The sequence below is a fragment of the Bradyrhizobium sp. 170 genome (genome assembly GCF_023101085.1).
GTDB lineage: Bacteria > Pseudomonadota > Alphaproteobacteria > Rhizobiales > Xanthobacteraceae > Bradyrhizobium.
The window spans coordinates 1,656,212-1,675,362 of the sequence record NZ_CP064703.1 but is presented as its reverse complement, the minus strand read 5'-3'; the positions used below and the strand labels follow the sequence as shown (position 1 = coordinate 1,675,362).

16 protein-coding genes and 7 pseudogenes are annotated in these 19,151 nt (G+C 63.5%); 3 read left to right on the top strand and 20 right to left on the bottom strand.

Annotation, left to right across the window (positions count from 1 at the left end):
- Nucleotides 1-2: 2 nt before the first annotated feature.
- The 3 genes and pseudogenes from IVB05_RS08050 to IVB05_RS08040 all read right to left on the bottom strand — a co-directional run.
- Nucleotides 3-1,205 (bottom strand): cytochrome P450, encoded by a 1,203-nt coding sequence (locus IVB05_RS08050; RefSeq protein ID WP_247783799.1) that lies wholly within the window; start codon nt 1,203-1,205, stop codon nt 3-5.
- A 154-nt stretch (nt 1,206-1,359) separates the two neighbouring features.
- Nucleotides 1,360-1,549: pseudogene (gene nifH / locus IVB05_RS08045) on the bottom strand (nitrogenase reductase); the annotation flags it as partial.
- Between the two features lie 518 nt (nt 1,550-2,067).
- Nucleotides 2,068-2,211 (bottom strand): annotated as a pseudogene (locus IVB05_RS08040) (transposase domain-containing protein); the annotation flags it as partial.
- Nucleotides 2,212-2,889: 678 nt separating this feature from the next.
- Between IVB05_RS08040 and IVB05_RS08035 the strand changes: the two are divergent.
- Together IVB05_RS08035 and IVB05_RS08030 are read left to right on the top strand one after the other, a co-directional pair.
- A pseudogene (locus IVB05_RS08035) lies at nt 2,890-3,767 on the top strand (site-specific integrase).
- Between the two features lie 11 nt (nt 3,768-3,778).
- Nucleotides 3,779-5,032, top strand: a pseudogene (locus tag IVB05_RS08030) (IS91 family transposase).
- A 310-nt stretch (nt 5,033-5,342) separates the two neighbouring features.
- Here IVB05_RS08030 and IVB05_RS08025 read toward each other — a convergent pair.
- Nucleotides 5,343-6,045 (bottom strand): annotated as a pseudogene (locus IVB05_RS08025) (IS66 family transposase); the annotation flags it as partial.
- A 15-nt stretch (nt 6,046-6,060) separates the two neighbouring features.
- Between IVB05_RS08025 and IVB05_RS08020 the strand changes: the two are divergent.
- Nucleotides 6,061-6,222: pseudogene (locus tag IVB05_RS08020) on the top strand (ATP-binding protein); the annotation flags it as partial.
- Between the two features lie 34 nt (nt 6,223-6,256).
- Here the strand turns inward: IVB05_RS08020 and IVB05_RS08015 are convergent.
- The 16 genes and pseudogenes from IVB05_RS08015 to IVB05_RS07940 form a co-directional block, all read right to left on the bottom strand.
- The gene (locus tag IVB05_RS08015) at nt 6,257-6,628 is read right to left on the bottom strand and encodes a helix-turn-helix domain-containing protein (RefSeq protein ID WP_247783798.1); all 372 of its coding nucleotides are present in this window, start codon (nt 6,626-6,628) and stop codon (nt 6,257-6,259) included.
- Between the two features lies 1 nt (nt 6,629).
- Nucleotides 6,630-7,272: pseudogene (locus IVB05_RS08010) on the bottom strand (response regulator); the annotation flags it as partial.
- Nucleotides 7,273-7,297: 25 nt separating this feature from the next.
- Nucleotides 7,298-8,998 (bottom strand): hydrogenase maturation protein, encoded by a 1,701-nt coding sequence (locus IVB05_RS08005; RefSeq protein ID WP_247783797.1) that lies wholly within the window; start codon nt 8,996-8,998, stop codon nt 7,298-7,300.
- An 8-nt stretch (nt 8,999-9,006) separates the two neighbouring features.
- The gene (gene hypE, locus IVB05_RS08000) at nt 9,007-10,047 is read right to left on the bottom strand and encodes a hydrogenase expression/formation protein HypE (RefSeq protein WP_247783796.1); all 1,041 of its coding nucleotides are present in this window, start codon (nt 10,045-10,047) and stop codon (nt 9,007-9,009) included.
- Nucleotides 10,044-11,186, bottom strand: a complete 1,143-nt coding sequence (gene hypD, locus IVB05_RS07995; RefSeq protein ID WP_247783795.1) for a hydrogenase formation protein HypD — start codon at nt 11,184-11,186, stop codon at nt 10,044-10,046. Before hypD ends, hypE begins: the two co-directional genes overlap by 4 nt.
- Nucleotides 11,183-11,419 (bottom strand): HypC/HybG/HupF family hydrogenase formation chaperone, encoded by a 237-nt coding sequence (locus IVB05_RS07990; protein WP_247320217.1) that lies wholly within the window; start codon nt 11,417-11,419, stop codon nt 11,183-11,185. Before IVB05_RS07990 ends, hypD begins: the two co-directional genes overlap by 4 nt.
- Nucleotides 11,419-13,653 (bottom strand): carbamoyltransferase HypF, encoded by a 2,235-nt coding sequence (hypF, locus tag IVB05_RS07985; protein WP_247783794.1) that lies wholly within the window; start codon nt 13,651-13,653, stop codon nt 11,419-11,421. Before hypF ends, IVB05_RS07990 begins: the two co-directional genes overlap by 1 nt.
- Nucleotides 13,654-13,670: 17 nt before the next feature.
- The gene (hypB, locus tag IVB05_RS07980; RefSeq protein WP_247783793.1) at nt 13,671-14,561 is read right to left on the bottom strand and encodes a hydrogenase nickel incorporation protein HypB; all 891 of its coding nucleotides are present in this window, start codon (nt 14,559-14,561) and stop codon (nt 13,671-13,673) included.
- Entirely contained in the window at nt 14,561-14,902 is a 342-nt protein-coding gene (gene hypA, locus IVB05_RS07975; RefSeq protein ID WP_247511875.1) for a hydrogenase maturation nickel metallochaperone HypA, read from the bottom strand. Before hypA ends, hypB begins: the two co-directional genes overlap by 1 nt.
- On the bottom strand, nt 14,895-15,989 hold the full coding sequence (locus IVB05_RS07970; protein ID WP_247783792.1) for a nickel-dependent hydrogenase large subunit: 1,095 nt from the start codon (nt 15,987-15,989) through the stop codon (nt 14,895-14,897). The genes hypA and IVB05_RS07970 overlap by 8 nt, the downstream gene beginning before the upstream one ends.
- Nucleotides 15,986-16,501: a [NiFe]-hydrogenase assembly chaperone HybE gene (hybE, locus tag IVB05_RS07965; RefSeq protein WP_247783791.1), complete on the bottom strand. Its 516-nt coding sequence runs from the start codon at nt 16,499-16,501 to the stop codon at nt 15,986-15,988. Before hybE ends, IVB05_RS07970 begins: the two co-directional genes overlap by 4 nt.
- The gene (locus IVB05_RS07960) at nt 16,498-16,707 is read right to left on the bottom strand and encodes a rubredoxin (RefSeq protein ID WP_247783790.1); all 210 of its coding nucleotides are present in this window, start codon (nt 16,705-16,707) and stop codon (nt 16,498-16,500) included. The genes hybE and IVB05_RS07960 overlap by 4 nt, the downstream gene beginning before the upstream one ends.
- On the bottom strand, nt 16,704-17,567 hold the full coding sequence (locus tag IVB05_RS07955; protein ID WP_247783789.1) for a hydrogenase expression/formation protein: 864 nt from the start codon (nt 17,565-17,567) through the stop codon (nt 16,704-16,706). Before IVB05_RS07955 ends, IVB05_RS07960 begins: the two co-directional genes overlap by 4 nt.
- Nucleotides 17,564-18,007 carry a hydrogenase accessory protein gene (locus IVB05_RS07950; protein ID WP_247783788.1) on the bottom strand — a complete coding sequence of 148 codons (444 nt, stop codon included), beginning with the start codon at nt 18,005-18,007 and terminating at the stop codon, nt 17,564-17,566. Before IVB05_RS07950 ends, IVB05_RS07955 begins: the two co-directional genes overlap by 4 nt.
- 237 nt (nt 18,008-18,244) lie before the next feature.
- Nucleotides 18,245-18,541 carry a HypC/HybG/HupF family hydrogenase formation chaperone gene (locus IVB05_RS07945; protein WP_247511870.1) on the bottom strand — a complete coding sequence of 99 codons (297 nt, stop codon included), beginning with the start codon at nt 18,539-18,541 and terminating at the stop codon, nt 18,245-18,247.
- A gap of 25 nt (nt 18,542-18,566) precedes the next feature.
- Nucleotides 18,567-19,151, bottom strand: coding sequence for a HyaD/HybD family hydrogenase maturation endopeptidase (locus tag IVB05_RS07940; RefSeq protein ID WP_247783787.1), 585 nt, complete (start codon nt 19,149-19,151; stop codon nt 18,567-18,569).

Below are 19,151 nucleotides of genomic sequence, written 5' to 3'. Positions count from 1 at the left end.
CATCACCAGAGCACTGGGAACTCCTCGAACCCGCCAGTGATGATCTCCTTGCGCAACTTCAGTTCTTCGGGCGCCACGGCCAGGCGCAGCGCGGGAAAGCGCTGGAAGATCGAACCGAACACCACCTTGAGTTCCAGCCTGGCCAGCGCCACGCCGATGCAGTAGTGCGGCCCGTAGGAGAACGCCAGGTGCGGATTTTCGTCGCGTCCGATGTCGAAGATTTCCGGGTCGTCGAAATGGCGCGGATCGAACGACGTCGCCGGCAGGCCGACCAGCACCTTGCTCTCCGCGGGAATATGCACTCCCGCGATGGTCACGTCGGTCCTCGGATAGCGCATGATGCCGTCCCAGCCCGCGCCCGGCGAGTACATGCGCAGGATTTCCTCCACCGCCTTGTCCGCCAGGGATGGATCGCCGACCAGGCGTTCGCGCTGTTGCGGATGGCGGAACATGGCCAGCAGGCCGAATTCGATCTGCGCGACGGTGCTCTCGTGCCCCGCCACCAGCATGCCCGCCGCCAGGCCGATCGCCTCTTCCTCGGTCGCCTTGCCCTGGTCGACCGCCGCGAGCAGATCCGTCAGCAGGTTGTCGCCCGGATCCTGGCGCTTGTCCCGCATCTTGCCGCGAATGTAGGCGCGCAGTTCTTCCCAGGCCAGGCGCGACGCGCTGCGCGGGCCGCTTTCATGCTGGTGCGTCATCACCTCGTCGGACAGCCCGGCGAAAAAGGCGTGATCCTCGTAGAGCACGCCCAGCAGCGCGCTGATGACCATGGCCGGAAGCGGAAAGGAGAGGTGGCGCCGCAGGTCGGCGGGCTGGGGCTGGGCCGCCAGCGTCTCGAACAACTGCGCGGCGATCGCCTCGACCTGCTGCGCGAGCAGCTTCATCCTGCGGTTGCTGAAGGCCGCCGCCACGATCGTGCGTAACCGGGCATGCTCGCCCCCCTCGTGCGAGACCAGCCACCCCGGCGAACCGAGAATCACCGAATCCGGGGTGAATGCCGTCGGCGGCATTCCCGCGGGCCGGAACGCCGCGTCGGACAGCGCCGCCTTGGCCTCGTCGTAGCCTGTCACCCACCAGCCTTCGTGCCCGGACGGGAAGCGCACGCGGTGGATCGGACCGTTGGCGCGTAGCGCCAACATCTCGGGCGAGGGCTCGATGTGATCGACGCGCCACATCGGCAGCGTCGGCAAGGGTTGTTCGGACATCGTGGCACTTCACTCTCTAAGCGATGGAAGGGCGGAAGGTGACCGGCAGGCGCTGCGGGCAGCGAATGACGTAAGACGGCATGTAGACGACGTCCTCCGCGGCGTAGCCCGACTCGATTATCAAGATCGGCCAACGTGTAACTGTCTAGGCATACCGCGCGGCGAGATGCAGAACTTTATCCTGCGCCTTGTTCAGGATAAGGCGAGTGTGGTGGGCCTTTGAGTCGCAGCCGGCCATCAAGATTTCCTGCGCAAGGGTCGACAAGGGCGGCGAGCCTGTTTGGTAGGGGGCGGTTTCGCCGAGGCCCCTTCCCATAGAATGCTATCTGATGCGGATTTGACATTTTGCTTTTCTTTCTTCGTTCCATCGATCGCGGTGTCATCCACGAAATGAGGATGCAGTTGCTACAGCCGCTTTTGCCGCTAGGTTCTTTGCTCATCATCCCAGCAATCCGCGTGCCACGTCGAATACCGTGCTCGCCCGCATAGCGAGACTGAAACACGCATGCGCGCCAACATGTCCGCTGGAATGGTCGCAACATTTTGTCAGGTTCGCGACATCGATGCGTATCCATCTGTGACCTGCATAGAGAGGTCGAAGCCCCACATTTAAATCAACATCGAACTCTGATTAAGATGAGCAAGCACTACGATCTCGCATCGAGGTTCACAATTACGACCATCTACAAATAACCCAGGCAAAAGTGCTGGGGATCGACAAGAGTGACTTGGGTGGTACTGACCTGCCCCGGGTACGTTCCGGGGACCTGATCTTCGCTCGAAAAACTGGACAGGAGTTAATCCATGTGCCTCGCCACTCTCAAGCGTCCGGTCAAGCCGGTGAAGACCGCGTAGCGGTCACTCAGGCAGCTTTTTCGGCTCGCTTGTTTCGGTCACGCCAATTCCACGGAAGCAGTTCGTCGAGCTTTTGGGCTGGATGTGCGGCGATGCGCGCCAGGACGTCGGCGAGCCAGGCTTGAGGGTCTACGTCCTTCATCTTCGAGGTTTATGCCGACTGCCGAACTATGCCGAACGAGCTTGTTTTCCCCGAGATTCACTGTGAGCGGCGTGTAATTGGCTCGGCATAGTTTGTCTTGTGCCTCCGCTTTCAAATGCGGAGGCCAGCATATGATTGCAGAAGAGTATTTGCGCGGCAGCCACTATTTCGGCGCCTGAAGAGTGGACCCCACGGACGGCTCGTCGAACTCTACGCGGCGCTTCTCGTGAAGACGAACTCGCTGGCCACGGCACATGGCGATGCCTGAACTTGGTCTGCGGTCTCTTCAGCTGGATTAAAAGATCTGGCGTCTACGAGCACCACATGCGACCCGCTTCCAGCCGAGTGACCGCCGCTCACCTTCCTTGAGGCGCTGTAAGACGCCAGACTATGCCGAATGGAACCGGAACCACGACCGCTCGACTACCCGCAATTACGCGCAGACAACGGGCTCTTCCCAAAACCCTTCGGCATAGTTCGGCAGTCGGCATAAACAGCTTTGGACGAACCCGCTCCGCGGGAGGGTATCCTTGTTGAGCACGGCGTATCCCCTTGAAGTCAGCCCGTGTCTCTGACCCCCGGCACCACCCGCACAGCGACGCAATCCACCCCAAACCGGAAGCGCTTGCCCCTGGCAAGATGGTGTTGCTGCCCGCGCGCAGCGTCCCTCTTGTCAAGGAGATCGCTATGACCTCGCTTCGGTTACGCATGATGGAAGACATGCAGGTCCGCAACCTGTCGCGACACACGCAGGATTCATATTTGCTGCAGGTTTCGCAGTTCGCCGGCATTTCGCTAAATCGCCGGCTTTGCTCGGCCTGGAGGATATCCACGCCTACCAGGTCTATTTGACGAACGAGAAGAAACTGGCGCCACGTTCGGTGCACGTGACCGTCAGAGCGCTTCGTTTTCTCTACCGCGTCACGCTCGGCCTCGATTGGGATTTCGACCGGATCATTCCGTGCCCAAAGGCGCCAAAGACACTGGCCGTCATTCTCAGCCCTGAGGAGGTGCGGCACTTCCTTGGCTGCATCGAGAGCTTCAAACACCACGCGATCCTGACGACATGCTATGCCGCCGGCCTGCGTATTTCCGAGGCGACCCGCCTGAAGCCTGAGGCTATCGACCGCCAGCGCATGGTGCTGCAGCAGGGCAAGGGACAGAAAGACCGCTACGTCATGCTGTCGGCCAGGTTGCTGGAGGTGCTGACGGCCTATTGGCGCGCCGTGCGACCCACCGGAGCATGGATGTTTCCCGGCGCCGTTGCTGGAGAACCGATATCGACAAGCGCCGTGGATGCCACCTGCCGCCAGGCACATCGGGTGTCGAAACTCACCAAGCCGGTGACGCCGCATTCGCTGCGGCACGCATTTGCGGTGCACCTGCTCGAAGCCGGAACCGATCTCCGCACCATCCAGCTCCTGCTCGGCCATCGCAGCCTGTCTACGACCGCTCAATATCTGCGGATCGCTACCAACAAGATCTGCGCAGCGACGAGCCCGCTTGAACTGCTGCCGCGTCCGATCCCCAAGGCTTCCTCGCCGCCAGCGCTCGAACATTTTTGACGGCCAGCCTCATGGGCCGCTCGGGTCCGGAGGTGGCGGTTATATTCCGTCGCTACGGTGCTGCCTGGCGAGAGCAGCACTGGGCCTCGCTATCGACCGAACGACGCGCAGCGATGATTGCCATCGAGCGCTGCCGAACGTCGGCGCTCGGCGGCCATGTCGAACAGTGCGACCGCTGTGGCGAACGACGGATATACAACAGCTGCCGTTCCCGCAGTTGCCCCAAGTGCCAGTGGCTCGCCCGAGCGGAATGGATCGAGGCTCGGCGGGAAAAGCTTCTCGATACGCAGTATTTCCATGTCGTCTTCACCGTTCCCGACAAGGTCGCCGCGATTGCCTTCCAGAATGCCAGCACGGTCTACAAGATCCTGTTCCACGCAGCCGCCCGAGACGTTGCGCACCATCGCTGCCGATCGGAGACATCTCGGCGCGGAGATCGGATTTTTCGCGGTGCTTCACACCTGGGGTCAGAATCTCAGCCATCACCCCCATCTCCACTGCGTCGTGCCCGGCGGCGGGCTATCGCCGTACGGGAGCCGTTGGATCGCGTGCTGTCCCGGCTTCTTCCTAACAGTCGCCGTGCTCTCCCGACTGTTCCGGCGATTGTTTCTCGAAGGCCTGCAAAAGGCATTCGATGGCGCGAGTTGCGATTCTTTTCGTCATTGGAACGGCTGCACGATCCCGTCGCATTCCGGCGCTATCTGGATCCCGCCCGCCAGCTCAACTGGGTGGTCTATGCCAAGCCACCCTTCGCGGGCGCTGAGCGGGTTCTGGAATATGTCGGACGCTACACACACCGGGTGGCAATCGCCAACAACCGGATCGTCGATATCGAGGATGGCAAGGTACGCTTCCGGTGGAAGGACTATCGCAACGCGAACCGGCAAAAGGTAATGACGCTCGACGCCGGGGAGTTCATCCGGCGTTTCCTCGTCCATGTCTTGCCCGAGAGATTTCAGCGCATCCGTTATTATGGTTTCATGGGCAACCGCTACCGCAAGCAAAAGCTCGCCCGCTGCCGCGAACTGCTCGGAATGCAGCAGTCCGATACGCCGCTAAAACCGAAGGAAGGGCGCGATTATCGTGACAAGGTTGAGGAGCTGACCGGCGTTTCCCTGCGGGAATGTCCCTTTTGCCGTCAAGGGCAGATGGTGTGCATCGAGCTGCTCGCGCCCGTCGCATCCAAGGCCCACCTTTTCTGGACACTTCATGACGGTCGGGATTTGCCAATCATTGATCATCGTTCTTTCTATCTGCCAAGGTAGACAGCAGGAATCCTATTGTCGCGCTTCCGACATCAAGCCCTCCAAGCGCAGGCGTCGCCGGTCTTTCCGATCGGGAGAACATATCTCGATTAGAATGTTTCGCCATCAAGACCGCATCCAGCATGTTCCCGAAGCTCAGCGACGGCCCTGTGCGCTGGGATGCAGCATCCAATTTCCATAGCGGCACCGGCGCGCTAGGCGGCTTCGTCCAACACGTTTTTAGATTACCGGCGCAATCACAGCGGCGCACTTTGAAGCTTCGGTACCGCGCCGCCAATCTAAAAACGCTCTTATGCCGCGCGCGGCATAAGGCGGTGACGATCAGGCTGTACATCGTCGCGGCACGGTCGGAGCGGCAGAACAGCCACGACTTCCGACCCAGGGCGATGCCGCATAGGGCTCGTTCGGCGTTGTTCGACAGGCAGATGCGGCCGTCGTCGAGGAAGCGGGTGAACGCACTCCAGCGCTTGAGCATATAGTCCATCGCCTTGGCGACATCGTTGCGCCGCGAGAGCCTGGCGCGTTGATCACGCATTCAGGTTTCCAAACCGGCGAACCAGGGGCGCGCTGAGCTCCTGGCGGCCGGCCCGGCGCTGTTCGGGCGTATCGCCGTTAATGCCTCGCTCGATCTCGAACAAGGCGTCGATCCGGCGGACTGCTTCCAGAGCCAGAGGCGACATCACCGCGGGCTTTTTGCCCTGCATTTTGCGGCGCGCATTCTCCGCCAGATCAGCCATCACGAAGAACAGCCGTCTGGCATGGACCCAGCATGCGGCTTCCAGGATCGGACCCGCGTTGCGGCCCGGGTTGCAGAGCTTGCCATAGCCGCCATAGGCGTGGGCCTGGAAGATGCCGCTGTAGCCGGCCAGACGGGCCTGGGGATGCTCGCCGGCACGATCGCGTGAGTAATAAAACACTGTCCCCGGTTCGGCCTGCCTGCCAAAACGCTTATCGTCGCGCACATAGACCCAGATTCGGCCGGTTGAGCTCTTGCCTTTGGTCAGGACCGGCACGCGCAAGGATCACCCCGTATCGAGATGGCGCTCAAACTTGCTCGCTTCCCGTTCGTTCGCGATCTGTCGGGCTTCGACTTCTCGGTCCAGCCCTCGCTGGATCCCAAGCAGATACGCGAGCTTGCGAGCGCCCGCTGGATCGCTAATGGCGAGAACGTGTTACTGCTTGGGCCGCCCGAGTCAGATTCATACTGCCCATCTCGCTACGCCCTTAGAGTTGAAGCTCTTTTTGACCCGGATCGCCAGACGATGGCCGCCGGAACCGGCGCGCATGCGCCGCGCGCTTGACATCGGGATGTTCCAGATCAACCGCTTTGATCATCCACGGTGCGCCTTTGCACAGCTGCTGCGCAGGCAAGCTCTGTTCTTCGATCAGACGGCGAACCGTCGAAGGACTGACTTTCAACGCAGTTGCAGCTTCGTCCAAAGTGACATCTCCACGCTCGGCGCGCTCGCCCTCTCGGTAGGCCGCGATGGCGTGTTGGTTGCGCAGGCTGCGAACGCGGACACGGGTCCAACTGTTGCCCCGCCCCGTCGACTTACTGGCGCGGTTGAGAACCGCGGCGATGGTGCTGTCGGGCATCCGACGCGCGGGCCGAGCCATAATGAATGGCGCGGGCGAGCAGCTCCTTGCCGGTGCCGGCCCCCCGGTGATCAGCACGGAGATATCGTAGTCGGCGGCGCGTCTGCCGAGCTCGATCACGTCATGCATCGGACTATGGGGCGAATGCACGACACGGTTGAAGTCGTAAAGCTGCTTTGCGGCGCCGCGCTTGACCGACACGACCTTCTTGACGTGCCCGGGCGTCGCCTTGACGTCGACCCCCGCCGTTTCCGTTTCCTTCTGAAGCCGGTAGAGCTGAACTGCTTTCTTCACGATGTCGACCAACCGGTCCGGCTGCCATGGCTTCGTGATGTATTGATAGATGCCGACCTCGTTGAGGCCGGCGATGATGTCTTCGCAGTCAGAATAGCCGGAGATGATCATCCGCACCGGATCCGGCCATATGTCGCGGACCCGCTTCAGGAAGCTGACGCCCGATTCGTGCGGCATCCGCTGGTCGCAGAGAATGGCGTGGACGATATCGCCTTCCAGGAGCTTCTCCGCATCGGCCGCATTGCCGGCGCACAATACCTCGAATCCTGGTCGAGGACGCGCCGCAGAGCCTCCTGCGAGCGAATCTCGTCGTCGACGACGAGAATGGTTCCTTGGACGTTTCCTGGCACGTTTCCTGCAAGTTTCCTGGCATGCTCATGATCGCACCGCCATGCAGGTAGGTCGTGCGCGCTCACGCCGCGACCGGTAATTAGCGATGGTCAGCGGCGTACGCGACTTCGGGACCTTGTGAATGAAATTGTAACGTGCCACGTGGTAGCTCGGATCGAAGCCGTAGAAGTTGAGCCGCATGCGGCGCAGCTCCTCGTTGCGGTACGCGTCGAGTGGCTTCTCGGCTTCGTCGGCGGCGCGGCGCCTTTGCTTGTCGACAAGGCGCGCGGCATAGTCGGGATCCGATGCAAGCGCGGCGGCGAGCTTCACGAGATCGTCCGTTGCCGCGCCCCTGGCCGTCAGCACGCGATCGACGATGCCGAGGCGTCCGGCCTCAGCCACGCCCATCGGCAGCCGGCATTGAGTGATCATGGCCGCATTCGCGGCACCCGCGCGCCGCGGCAGAAGATAGGTCCAGTATTCCGAACCGTAGAGATTGCCCATGTCCTTGTAATGCGGATTGAGCACGATCCGATCGCTGGCCCAGACCTCGTCGGCGGCGAGGCTGAGGAACACGCCGCCTGCGCCGGCATTGCCGCGAACGACGGAAACCACCAGCCGATCGGTGGTCTCGATGATGGCCCGCGCGAGATCGTCGATCGCGTTGATGTTGCGCCAGGACTCATCCGCCGCGCTGTCGGCGGCCTCGATCTCGCCAAGATGAATGCCGTTCGACCAATAATCACGGCCGCCGGTCAGCAGCAGCACCTTGGTTGCGCGCGCAAGCGCGGTTCGATAGGCGCTGAGCAGTGCATTGCAGTCGTCGGAGCTCATGGCGCCGTTGTAGAAGTTGAATTGCAACTCGCCAACCTCGCAATGCTCGCGATATTCGATCGGACCGTAGCCGCATCCTGGCCTGTGCGGCAGATGCGCGGCTTCCGACGCGAAGATCTTCGTCGCCGGAAGCTTCAAGCTCTTCGGCCCGACACTCCGGACGTGGCCGATCCAGACCGCGCCGTCGACGGTCGCCCGGGCCAGCGCACCGTCGCACTGCGCCACCACGGTGCCGGGTACGCCGGAAATGCCATGGGCCTCATGCGCATCGAACAGCCGGACGTCCTGCCAGAACAGACTGTCGGTCAGGCCGGGCACGCCGTCGGCGCTGTCGATCTTGCGAAGCACCTCGACGGTTGTGTCGTGGTGCCAGTCGATCGCGCGATCCGCTTGCCGGCAGGGCCCCCGCACGCGAATGCGCGGATCGTCGCTCGCCATTGACGCGGGCGCCTCGTGCCCGGCCTCGATCGCGGCAATGGCCTCGAGCACCGCCTCCACCGCGCAGGAGGTGACCTCGTTGCGGTAGATGCTGGACTTCGCGGCACGCCGCATCGGGAACGTGCGATGGACCCAGATCGGACCGGCGTCGAACTCGCCATCCGCCTGCAGCACCGTGACACCCCACTCCGCGACGCCCTCGAGAATGGCCCAGTCGAGAGCCGCAGGACCGCGGTCACCGGGCGGGCCGGGGTGCACGACGAGGCAACGCACGTCACGCCAGACATCGTCGGGGATCGCCCGTTTCAAGAACGGCGCGATAACGAGGTCGGGCCGATACAGCGCAACACTTTCGCGGGTCACGTCGGGATGGATATCGAGCTCGACCGAGATCTCATGGCTACGCTCGCAGAGTTCGACATGCAGCCGCTGCGTCAGGTTGTTGAAGGAATGCGACAAAAGCAGAATGCGCATCCTGAGCCTCAACAGATCCGGGGTAATTGTTCGCCCGACAGCCAGTCGACGATCCGTCCGCCGCCAAAGCTCGTCGCCATCTGCACGAAATGGTGGTCGTCCGCCACGGCCTCGCCGATCTCGGCGGCATCACGGCCGAGCGGATGCATCCACATCGCCGCAAGCACGGCTGCTGCAACCTCGGGCGCCACGATCGCTGCCAGCTTGCCTTCGTTGGCGACGTAGAGCGGATCGAGCCCGAGCAGTTCGCAGGCCGCAGCAACACCGGGCTTCACCGGGATCGCCGCCTCCTGAAGTCGGAAGCCGAGGCCGGACTGCTGGGCGATCTCGTTCAGCGTCGCGGCGAGCCCACCGCGGGTGGGATCGCGCATCAAACGGATGCCCTTGCCGCCGGCCGCCAGCATGCTCGCCACGAAATCATGCAACGACGCGGAATCCGAGACGATCTCGGTCTCAAAAGCGAGGTTCTGGCGTTTGGACATGATGGCGACGCCATGGTCACCGAGCGTTCCAGAGATCAGGACACGATCGCCGACGCGGGCATTCCCGGCAGAGAGGTCGAGCCCGGCAGGCACGACACCGACCCCGGCTGTCGAGATGAACAGGCCGTCGGCCTTGCCGCGCTCGACGACCTTCGTGTCACCGGTGATGATGTAGACGCCCGCGGCTCGCGCGGCCTCGCCCATGGAATCCGCAATCATCTTCAGGTCGGAGAAACGAAAACCTTCCTCGATGATGAAGCTCGCCGAGAGATAGAGGGGCCGCGCGCCGGCCATGGCGATGTCGTTGACCGTGCCATGCACGGCGAGCGAGCCGATATTGCCGCCCGGAAAGAACAGCGGCGAGACCACATAGCCGTCGGTCGTCATCACCATGCGCCCGGCGCCGACATCGAACGCAGACTGGTCGTTGCCGCACGCCAGCCATTCATTGCCGAAGGCCTCGTGGAACAGGCCCGAGATCAGTTGCGACATCGCGCGGCCACCGGATCCGTGGGACAGGTCGACGCAGCCGTTCCTTATGTCGAGCTTGCGCTGATGGGCTTTCATGACGCCCGCCGTTGCTGATGATCGCGGAAGCGGCCGTAAGTCCAGTGTGCCGCACATGCACCCTCGGACGAGACCATGCAGGACCCCATCGGCGTCTCCGGCGTGCACACCGTGCCGAACAGCTTGCAGTCAACCGGCTTCTTCACGCCGCGCAGGATGGCGCCGCATTCACAGGCCGGATTGTCGGCAACGCGAAGCTCGTTCATGTCGAAGCGGACCTCGGCGTCGTATTTGGCGTAGGCCCGCTTCAGCTTGAGCCCGCTATAAGGCACTAGGCCGAGACCGCGCCACTCGAACTGGTCGCGCAGCTCGAAGATGTCGGAGACCTCCTCCTTGGCGCGCAGATTGCCGTCACGGGTCACTGCGCGGCTATACTGGTTCTCCACCTCATGTCGGTGCTCGTTGACCTGCCGCACCAGCATCAGGATCGCCTGCATCATGTCGAGCGGCTCGAAGCCCGCGATCACCACCGGCTTGCCGAATTCTTCGGCAAAGAACTCGTAAGGCTCGGTGCCGATGATGGTCGAGACATGGGCCGGCCCGACGAAGCCGTCGATCTCGACGCGGCCGATATTGCGGATATCGGGGCTTTCCAGGATGTTCTGCATCGCCGGCGGCGTCAGCACATGATTGCAGAACACGCTGAAGTTCTTGAGCTGCTTCTTCTCGGCGAGCCGGATCATCACGGCGGTCGGCGGCGTCGTGGTCTCGAAGCCGATGGCGAAGAACACGACCGCGCGGCCGGGAATTTCTTCCGCAACACGGATTGCATCAATCGTGGAATAAACCATACGGACGTCGGCGCCGCGCGCCTTCGCCTTCAGCAGCGAGGCACTCTGCGAGCCCGGCACCCGCATCAGGTCGCCGTAGACGCAAAGGATCACGTCCGGCCGCTCGGCGAGCCGGATCGCCATGTCGATGCGTCCCGCTGGCAAGACGCAGACAGGGCAGCCGGGGCCGTGGATCATCCGCACGTTCTTCGGCAGCATGTCCTCCAGCCCGTAGCGGGAGATTGCATGCGTGTGGCCGCCGCAAAATTCCATGAAACGATAGGATTTTTCCGGATCGGCCTCCGAGCGAATCGCCTTCGCCAATCCCAGTGCGATCTCCTTGTCGCGAAACTCGTCGGCATATTTCATTGCGCGGCCTCCCGGCTTTCGGCGCCGATTTCACGCAACAGCTCCAGCGTCCGCTGCGCCTCCTCGGGATCGATCTTGGTCAGGGCGTAGCCCACATGGATGATCACGTAGTCGCCGACGGCGAGGTTTTCGATCAGCGCCACCGAGATCTCCTTGCTGACGCCATCGATCGAGACGACGGCCATGTCGTCGGGCAGGAGCTTTGTGACCTCAGCAGGTATCGCGAGACACATCAGGCGTTTCCTTCCGGGCCTTGCTGTTCGAGGAGTTGGAGCGCGGCGACCCAGGCCTGCCCGAGGCTGAGGCCGCCGTCATTGGACGGCACCTGGCGAGGCAGCAACGGCGAGAGCCCGCTGGCGATGCAGCCGCGCCCGATCTCGTCTGCGAGGATCGCGTTGAGGAAGCAGCCACCGCTCAGGATGACGGTCGTGACGCTGGTCTCCAGTGCCGCGCGCGCGATCCAGTCGATGCAGGCGGCGGCGAAGGTGCCATGGAAGAGCTCGGCCCCATCGACCGGATCGACCGCAAGGCGCTCGAGCAAGGGGAAAAGAGACAGCACGCCATTCTCGATCGTCCAGCCGTCCTCCGCGAGGCGCGGTGTGCGGACACGCGCTTCCAGCTTCATTGCGGCTTCGCCCTCGTAACTCTGCACCGGACAGAGACCAAGCAGCCCCGCCGCCGCGTCAAACAGCCGGCCGGCGCTGGTCGTCGTCGCCACGCCGGGCTGGTCGAGCATAGCGCAGAGACGCGCAGCCTGCGGCTGCATCGCAAAGCGCTTCGCAATCGCGTCGCCGCGCCGCAAGGCGTGCAGCACGCTCGCGGCCATGCGCCACGGCTCGCGCGTCGCGCGATCGCCACCCGGCATCTTCATCGGCGCCAGATGTCCGAGCCGCCGGAAGCGTGCACCATCGCACGAGAGCAACTCGCCGCCCCAATTGCCACCGTCGCTGCCATAGCCGAAGCCGTCGAGCACCAGCGCCAACGCTGGCCCTGCGACGCCATGTTCCGCCATCACGGATGCCGCATGGGCATGGTGATGCTGGACCGCGATCAGCCGCCTCCCGCTGGCTTCGGCGAAACGGGTCGAGGCCATGTTCGGATGCAGGTCGTGGGCGATGACGACCGGCTCGATGTCCAGCGTCGAGAGCAGGTGATCCACCGTCTCCTCGAAAAAGCGAATGCCTTCCGCGGTGTCGAGATCGCCGATGTGCTGGGAGACGAAGGCTTCGTTGCCGCGGATGACGGTGACCGTCGACTTCAGCGCGCCGCCGACCGCAAGCACCGACGGGACGGACTTCGCGAGCCTAATCGGCTCGGGAATATAGCCGCGGGCGCGGCGGATGAACTGCGCCCGGCCCGCGACCACCGACACGACAGAGTCGTCCGCGCGGGTGACGATGTCGCGGTCATGCGTGACGATCAGGTCGGCGATGCCGGCAAGCCGCCGTTTGGCTTCGGCATTGACGATCACCAGCGGCTCGCCGCCAGGATTGGCGCTGGTTGCCACGATCGCCCAACTTGCGCCGTCCGCTCGCGGATGCGCCGAATTGAGCGCCTTCAGCACCAGATGATGCAGCGGCGCGACGGGCAGCATGACGCCGATCCGCGACAGCTCCGGCGCAATCGCGGGCGGGAGCATATCGCGGGATCTCATCAGCACGATGGGCCGCGGCGAGGATTCCAGCAGCGCGAGCCCGACCGCATCGATTTCAGCGATCTCGCCGACCACATCCGTCGAGCCGACCATCACGGCGAACGGCTTCTGATTGCGATGCTTCCGGTGCCGCAGACGCCACACGGCCGCATCTTCACGGGCATTGCACAGCAATTGATATCCGCCGAGCCCCTTGATCGCGACGATCCTTCCGTCGGCGATCGCAGTGGCGATCTGCTTGGTACCATGACTGATCCTTGGCCCACATCGCGGGCAGGCAATTGCTTCGGCGTGGAAGCGACGGCTCGCCGGATCGGCATAGTCTGCTGCGCAGGCCGTGCACATCGCGAAGCGCCTCATCGCGGTGGTACGGCGGTCATAGGGCAGCCGCTCGGCGATGGTGTAGCGCGGGCCGCAATGGGTGCAGTTGACGAAAGGATAGAGATGGAAGCGGCTCGCCGGATCAAACAGCTCGCTCAGACACTGCGGACAGGTCGCGGCATCGGCGGCGATCCGGGTCGAGACCTTGCCCTGCTCACTGGCGCGGATGTGGAACTCGTCGCTTTCGGTGATGCCGACCGGTTGCACGGAAATCTCGTCTATCCGAGCCAGTGGCGGTTTTTCCAGCGGCAGCGCATCGACAAAATCGGCGGCGCGGTCGCCCTCGACCTCGATCACCACGCCATCGGGATCATTGGCAACGAAGCCGCCGAGCCGATAGCGCGCGGCGAGGCCGTAGACGTAGGGACGAAAGCCCACGCCCTGCACGGCGCCGCGCACATGCAGGCGCAGCCGTCTTCGGTCTCGCGCCATGGCCTCGCCTCTCATGCTCATCCCGACACGGCCATCTCGGTCGGCTTCATCTGTGCAACCCGCTTGCGAATCCAGGCATAGAATGCCGCAAAACCCTCACCGGTGCACGCCGACACCGTCAAAACCTCAATCTTCGGACTGACCCGGCGCGCATATTCGATCGTCCTTGCAAGATCGAAGTCGAGTACGGGCGCAAGATCGATCTTGTTGATCAGCATCAGAGAGGAGGCTGCGAACATGTCCGGATATTTCAGCGGCTTGTCCTCGCCTTCCGTGGTCGAGAACACCACGATCTTGCAGGCCTCGCCGAGATCGAACGCCGCGGGACAGACGAGATTACCGACGTTCTCGATGAAGAGGATGCCGCCGTTAAGCCAGGACAAGCGGTCATAGGCTTCGCCGACCATGGCGGCATCGAGATGGCAGCCCTTGCCGGTATTGACCTGGATCGCCGGCACGCCGGTCGAGCGGATCCGTTCGGCATCGTTGGAGGTCTGTTGATCGCCTTCGATCACGCCAATCGGAAAGCTGTCCTTCAGCTCGGACACGGCGCGAACCAGAAGCGAGGTTTTTCCGGCGCCGGGGCTCGAGACCAGGTTGAAGACGAGCACGTCGTCGGTGCGGAAGCGCGCGCGGTTGTCGGCGGCAAGCCGATTATTCTTGCCGAGAATGTCGCGCTCGACCTGGATGATGCGGTCGCTGCTCATGCCGGCGATCTGCTGGCCTGCCGGGTTGGCGCTGCAATCGACCAGCCCGCCATCGCCGGGCGCGTGATCATGATGATGGTGATGGTCGTGGCTGTGCCCATGATGATGCGAATGATCGTGCCCATGGGAATGATCATGGGAATGATCATGGGTGTGTTCGATGGACGCTTTGGCATCGCTGCAACCGCATACCGTGCACATCAGTCGACCTCCAGCTCCCTCACGCGCATCTCTTCGCCGCCGGTCACCTGCAATTGATAGCTGCCGCAGGACGGACACGGCTCATAGCGCTGCTTGATCTCGACGCCTTTGGAGCAGGCCATGCACCAGGCCGCTCCCGGCGTCTCGACGATCTCGAGCCTTGCTCCTTGCGCAATGGTGCGCGCGGCGACGGCCTCGAAGCAGAACTTCATCGCCTCAGGCGCAACATGGCTGAGCGCACCGATCTCCAGGCACACGACGTTCACCCTAGCGAAGGCGTGCTTGCGCGACTCCTCCTGGATAATCTCGATGATTCCCTCGCACAGCGCCATCTCATGCATGGCCGATCTCGCGGAAGCTGAGGCTGAAGCCGACGCACGGATCGAACGAGCCGACGAGCGTGCGGACCGCATCCAGCCCCTGCCGGCCCCCGGCGAGAACGGAGCCCTGGAGGCTGCGAACCAACGGCCCGCGGGCATGGAAATTCCACTCCGTCGGCGCCAAGAATTCGAAGCGGACGATGCGGTCTTCATCGTCGAGCTCGACGGCATGATAGAGCCGGCCCCGCGCGCATTCGACGGCACCCGCGCCTCTGCCGGTCCCCACCCGGTAGCTCTGGAGGACACCGTCCTCGACTGTCCCATCGTCCGCCTCGAGGAAGGCGCAGAGCCGCGCCACTTCCGCGATTCGCGCCTTCAGACGCTCGGCGGGTCCCGCGCCCGGCGGCAGGATCGGCTCACGCCCAACCCGCCGCGCCCAGACGCCGGTCTCCGGAATCCGGCCATGGAGATCAGGCGCATCGGAGAATATCGCGCCATCGGCAAGCAGCCGCATGACGATTTCGAGATCGTCGGCTGCCGACAGGAATGACTGTTCGACCACCGGCGGCAGCAAGGCATCGCCATCGAAATTCGCAAGATGTACCGCCAGCGCGCTGCCGGCCCCGGGGGTTTGCTCCTCGCTCGCGATCCCGAGCGCGGCGAGCGATGCCCTGATCTTCGCCACCGCCTCGCGGCGCGAGACCGCCTCCCCGCGCTCGGGGATGCTGCCACCCAGAACGGCCGTGGCCTCCATCATGGCACGAACGGCTGCGGCGCCGGCGCCGTCAAGCGTGAGACGGCCAACGAACAGGCCGCGTAACAATTCGGTCAGGCGTTCGGCGACGACAGCGACGACGCGACCGTGCTCGATCTCGAGACTGGCATCCTCGCCCCGCGCCGCCTCGACCGCGGACAGGAAAGCTACCTGATGCGCCATCGAGCACAGGGAGAACAGACGCGGCAGCACCGACGGCAGTGACGAGGCCGGCTTTCCCGCGAACAAGCGCGTCAACGGCGGCCGGCTGCGCGGCCGGATCGCGACGTCGGCGATCGTGCCGCCGGCGAGCCACACCGTGATGTCGATCTCGTTGCGGAAGGCCAGGCTCATCCGCACCGCTCCGTTAGAACACCGCGCAGGAAGTTACGCCGATCGATCGGGCTTGTTGCGGGCTCGCGACGACGGACCGCCTCCTCGCTGTCGGCCGGCAGCATCAGCTCGGCGAGGGTCGCTTCGGCCGTCGCCCGCGCGGCGACCATGTCCGCGAACTGGAACATCGGCGAGAACAGCGAGCAGCTCGCGATCAGGCCCATTTGTCCGACCTCGCTGAGGGTGAATTCGATATCGCCCGCAGGGAAGCGGATTCGCAGGCTCGAGCCCGACGTATCCCGCGCGATCGCGCTCGCCGGCATCACCACGTTCATGAACCAGGGCGTGACCATGATGCCGATGGTCGTGCCGTTGAACCAGCGGAAACCGACCGCTTCGACGCCGAGCGCGTCGTTGTAGATCGGCAGATCGCGCATCGCGCGCTCGCCGATCTCCCGATGGCTTCCTGCCAAGAGCTCGCCCCACGCTTCGGCGTCGGCGTCGCTGGCAGGAATTTGCGCATCAGCCGTCATGACTCGATCGCCGTGAACTTGGATTTTGGAGAGTCGCAGTTCGGGCAGCGCCAGTCTTCCGGCAACGCCGCGAACGAAGTGCCGGGCGCGATCTGTGCCACCCCGTCGCCATCGGTGGGATCATAGACCGTCCAGCAGATGCTGCATTCCAGCCGCGTGACATCGGCGACGTCCTGGCGCACGCCAAAATTCTCGAACCCGCTCATTTGAAATAGGCCTCGATGATCTCCTGAAGCCGCTCAGCCGAGTCGTCGAAGTCCTCGTCAGCCGCAATCGCCACCGTCGGCACGCCGCCGACCTCCAGCGTATCGAGGATGATGGTGTCCATGGCGTTGAAGAACTGCACCGACCAGACATTGCGGATGCCCGTGGAGAGCACCCGGCAGGTACCATAGCCGCGAGAAACCAGTTGGATCGGCCCGTTCTTGATCGTGTCCTGGAGAAAGCTCATGTCGACCGGGCTCATCGGCAGCAGCGTGAAATTGATGATCTGCGAGCGGATGCCCGGCCGCCATGCGAGCGCCCGCTCGCGGATTTCCGCAAGCACCGGCAGCACGTTCATGGCACCTTCGGGGGCCTGCCCGATCTCGAAATCCGCAGCCGTGAGATCGGCAGCGGCGCGCTTCACGATCTCCGGGATCGGCCCGACCTCAAGATATTCGTGATTGGCGTCGCTCTCGAGCCGCACGCGCCAGATCCCGGCCAGCACAGATTCCTGGATCTGCGCGAACGATCCATCGGGCAGCGCAACGACGGCGGCCACTTCGCCCTCGCCCATCACGTCGACAATCAGCTTGCGCTCGAGATCGTTGAGATTGCCAAGCCGGAACAGTTGCGTTGGCATGCCGGCCTTCTGGCTCGCGATCGCTGCGGCCACCTTCGACAACAGCTCGATGGCGTTCGGGCAGATCCTGGCGAGTTCCGCGCTGTCGAGCGTGGCAAGCTTGGCCAAGGCACCGGCCGCGGTCAGGCTGCCGCTCGTCGCGTTCAGGCTCTCATCGCCGATCGGAAACACTTTGATCGGCTGCTCCGCGCCCTCGGGCGCAGTCCAGAAACCCGCTTTCATAGTTCGACACCTTGGCGGTGCTGGGGAACGATGGTTGTCATGACAACGGCGCTCGTGCCGCGCGGACGGTCGATCAGCTTGGTGATGCGGTCGACATAGATCGACCAGTCCTGGATCTTCGCGATCAGCCCGAGTGTCTCGCCCTTGGCGACGAAGATCAGCGTCGGCTGCACGCGCACGCCAAAACGCTGGCCGAGTTCGCTCTCGGCACCGCGGGCGATCACCGCGGCACGCAACCGACCCTTGAATGCCTCGATCAGCTCCGGCAGCACGACCGCGACGTCGATCGCCTCCGGAAAACGCGCGGGGTCTCCCGCCGACAGCAACACGGCGATGGCGTCGGCCTCGTCGGTCGTATTCAGAAAACGATCGACCGTCGCAGCATCCACCTCCGGCAAGCCACGCCGGGCCAGATCCTGCCTTCCCTGCTGGAATTTCATCAGACCTCCCCTGACAAGCTTATGATTCTGCTGGGAATAGGGATCAGCAAGGTACGTGCCAAGGACGGTTATCACCTTCCTGATTTATCCAGTTGATTTGAATCATATATTTCCACGACAGGAGATGCATCAATCCCAAGACGGAAAGCTAATTTCCATATCGGATGAAAATGAACTTAGCAGATAGAAATTTATCCTCCAGCGAGGACGCGGGCTCTCGCGGAGCGGGCTGCCGCCCTAATCAAGCCGGAGATGCTCGGGCAGTTGCGGCTCGCGGTCAATGAGGTCGGCGAAGAAGCGATCGCAATCCTCGCCATTGATCGCTGCGCCCAGACCGTCGATCGCGGCGCCGATCAGGCGCGCCTCGGCCTCATGCAGAAGCCGAACCGCGGTGTCGATAAAGACCAGCACCCTGGCACCGGCCGGCGGGTTCGAGAGCAGCAGCATCGAAACGCGCCGCTGCTCGCCTCGGAACTCGCACAGCGCCGATATCCCGTCAGTCTCAACGATCGTCATCGGCAAGCCGAGGCACATGGCGGATCTCCGACGGTGCAGCCGGTCAGGCCGGCCGCCCCCTCACCTCGTAATGCTGATGATCGATGTCGTTGGCGAGCAGCCGCTCCGATTCTGTCAACGGCGCGGTGCGCGGCATCACCTCGGCGCCCCATTCGGCCAGGATCTCGCAACCAAGCTCGAGCGCCGGCGCGATCTGATCGCGCACCGGCTTCGTCAGCGGCCCACCCCAATCCTCGAGGTCGAGCGGCTGGCAGCCGATCAATACGAGATGTCGCGGACAACGGCCAAGCAGGTCGGCCGCGCTGATGACCTCCTGGAAGCCGGTCTGGTGCAAGCTCATCTTCTTGGCGCCGGTGAAACGCGGCACCTCGTCGTCGCGAACGAGCTTCAACTGCCCGGGCTCGAGCCCATAGTCGATCGCGTCGAACACGATCAAACGATCCGCATCCTCCAGGTAGTTCACGAGGTAGAGCCCCTGCGTGCCGCCGTCGAGAATGGTGACGTTGTCGGGCACGGCGTAGCGGCGGTGGAATTCCTCCACCGCGCGCACGCCAAAGCCTTCGTCGGCCCACAGGATGTTGCCGATGCCGAGCACCAGGATGCGGTTTGCTTGCGAAGATGTCGGCAT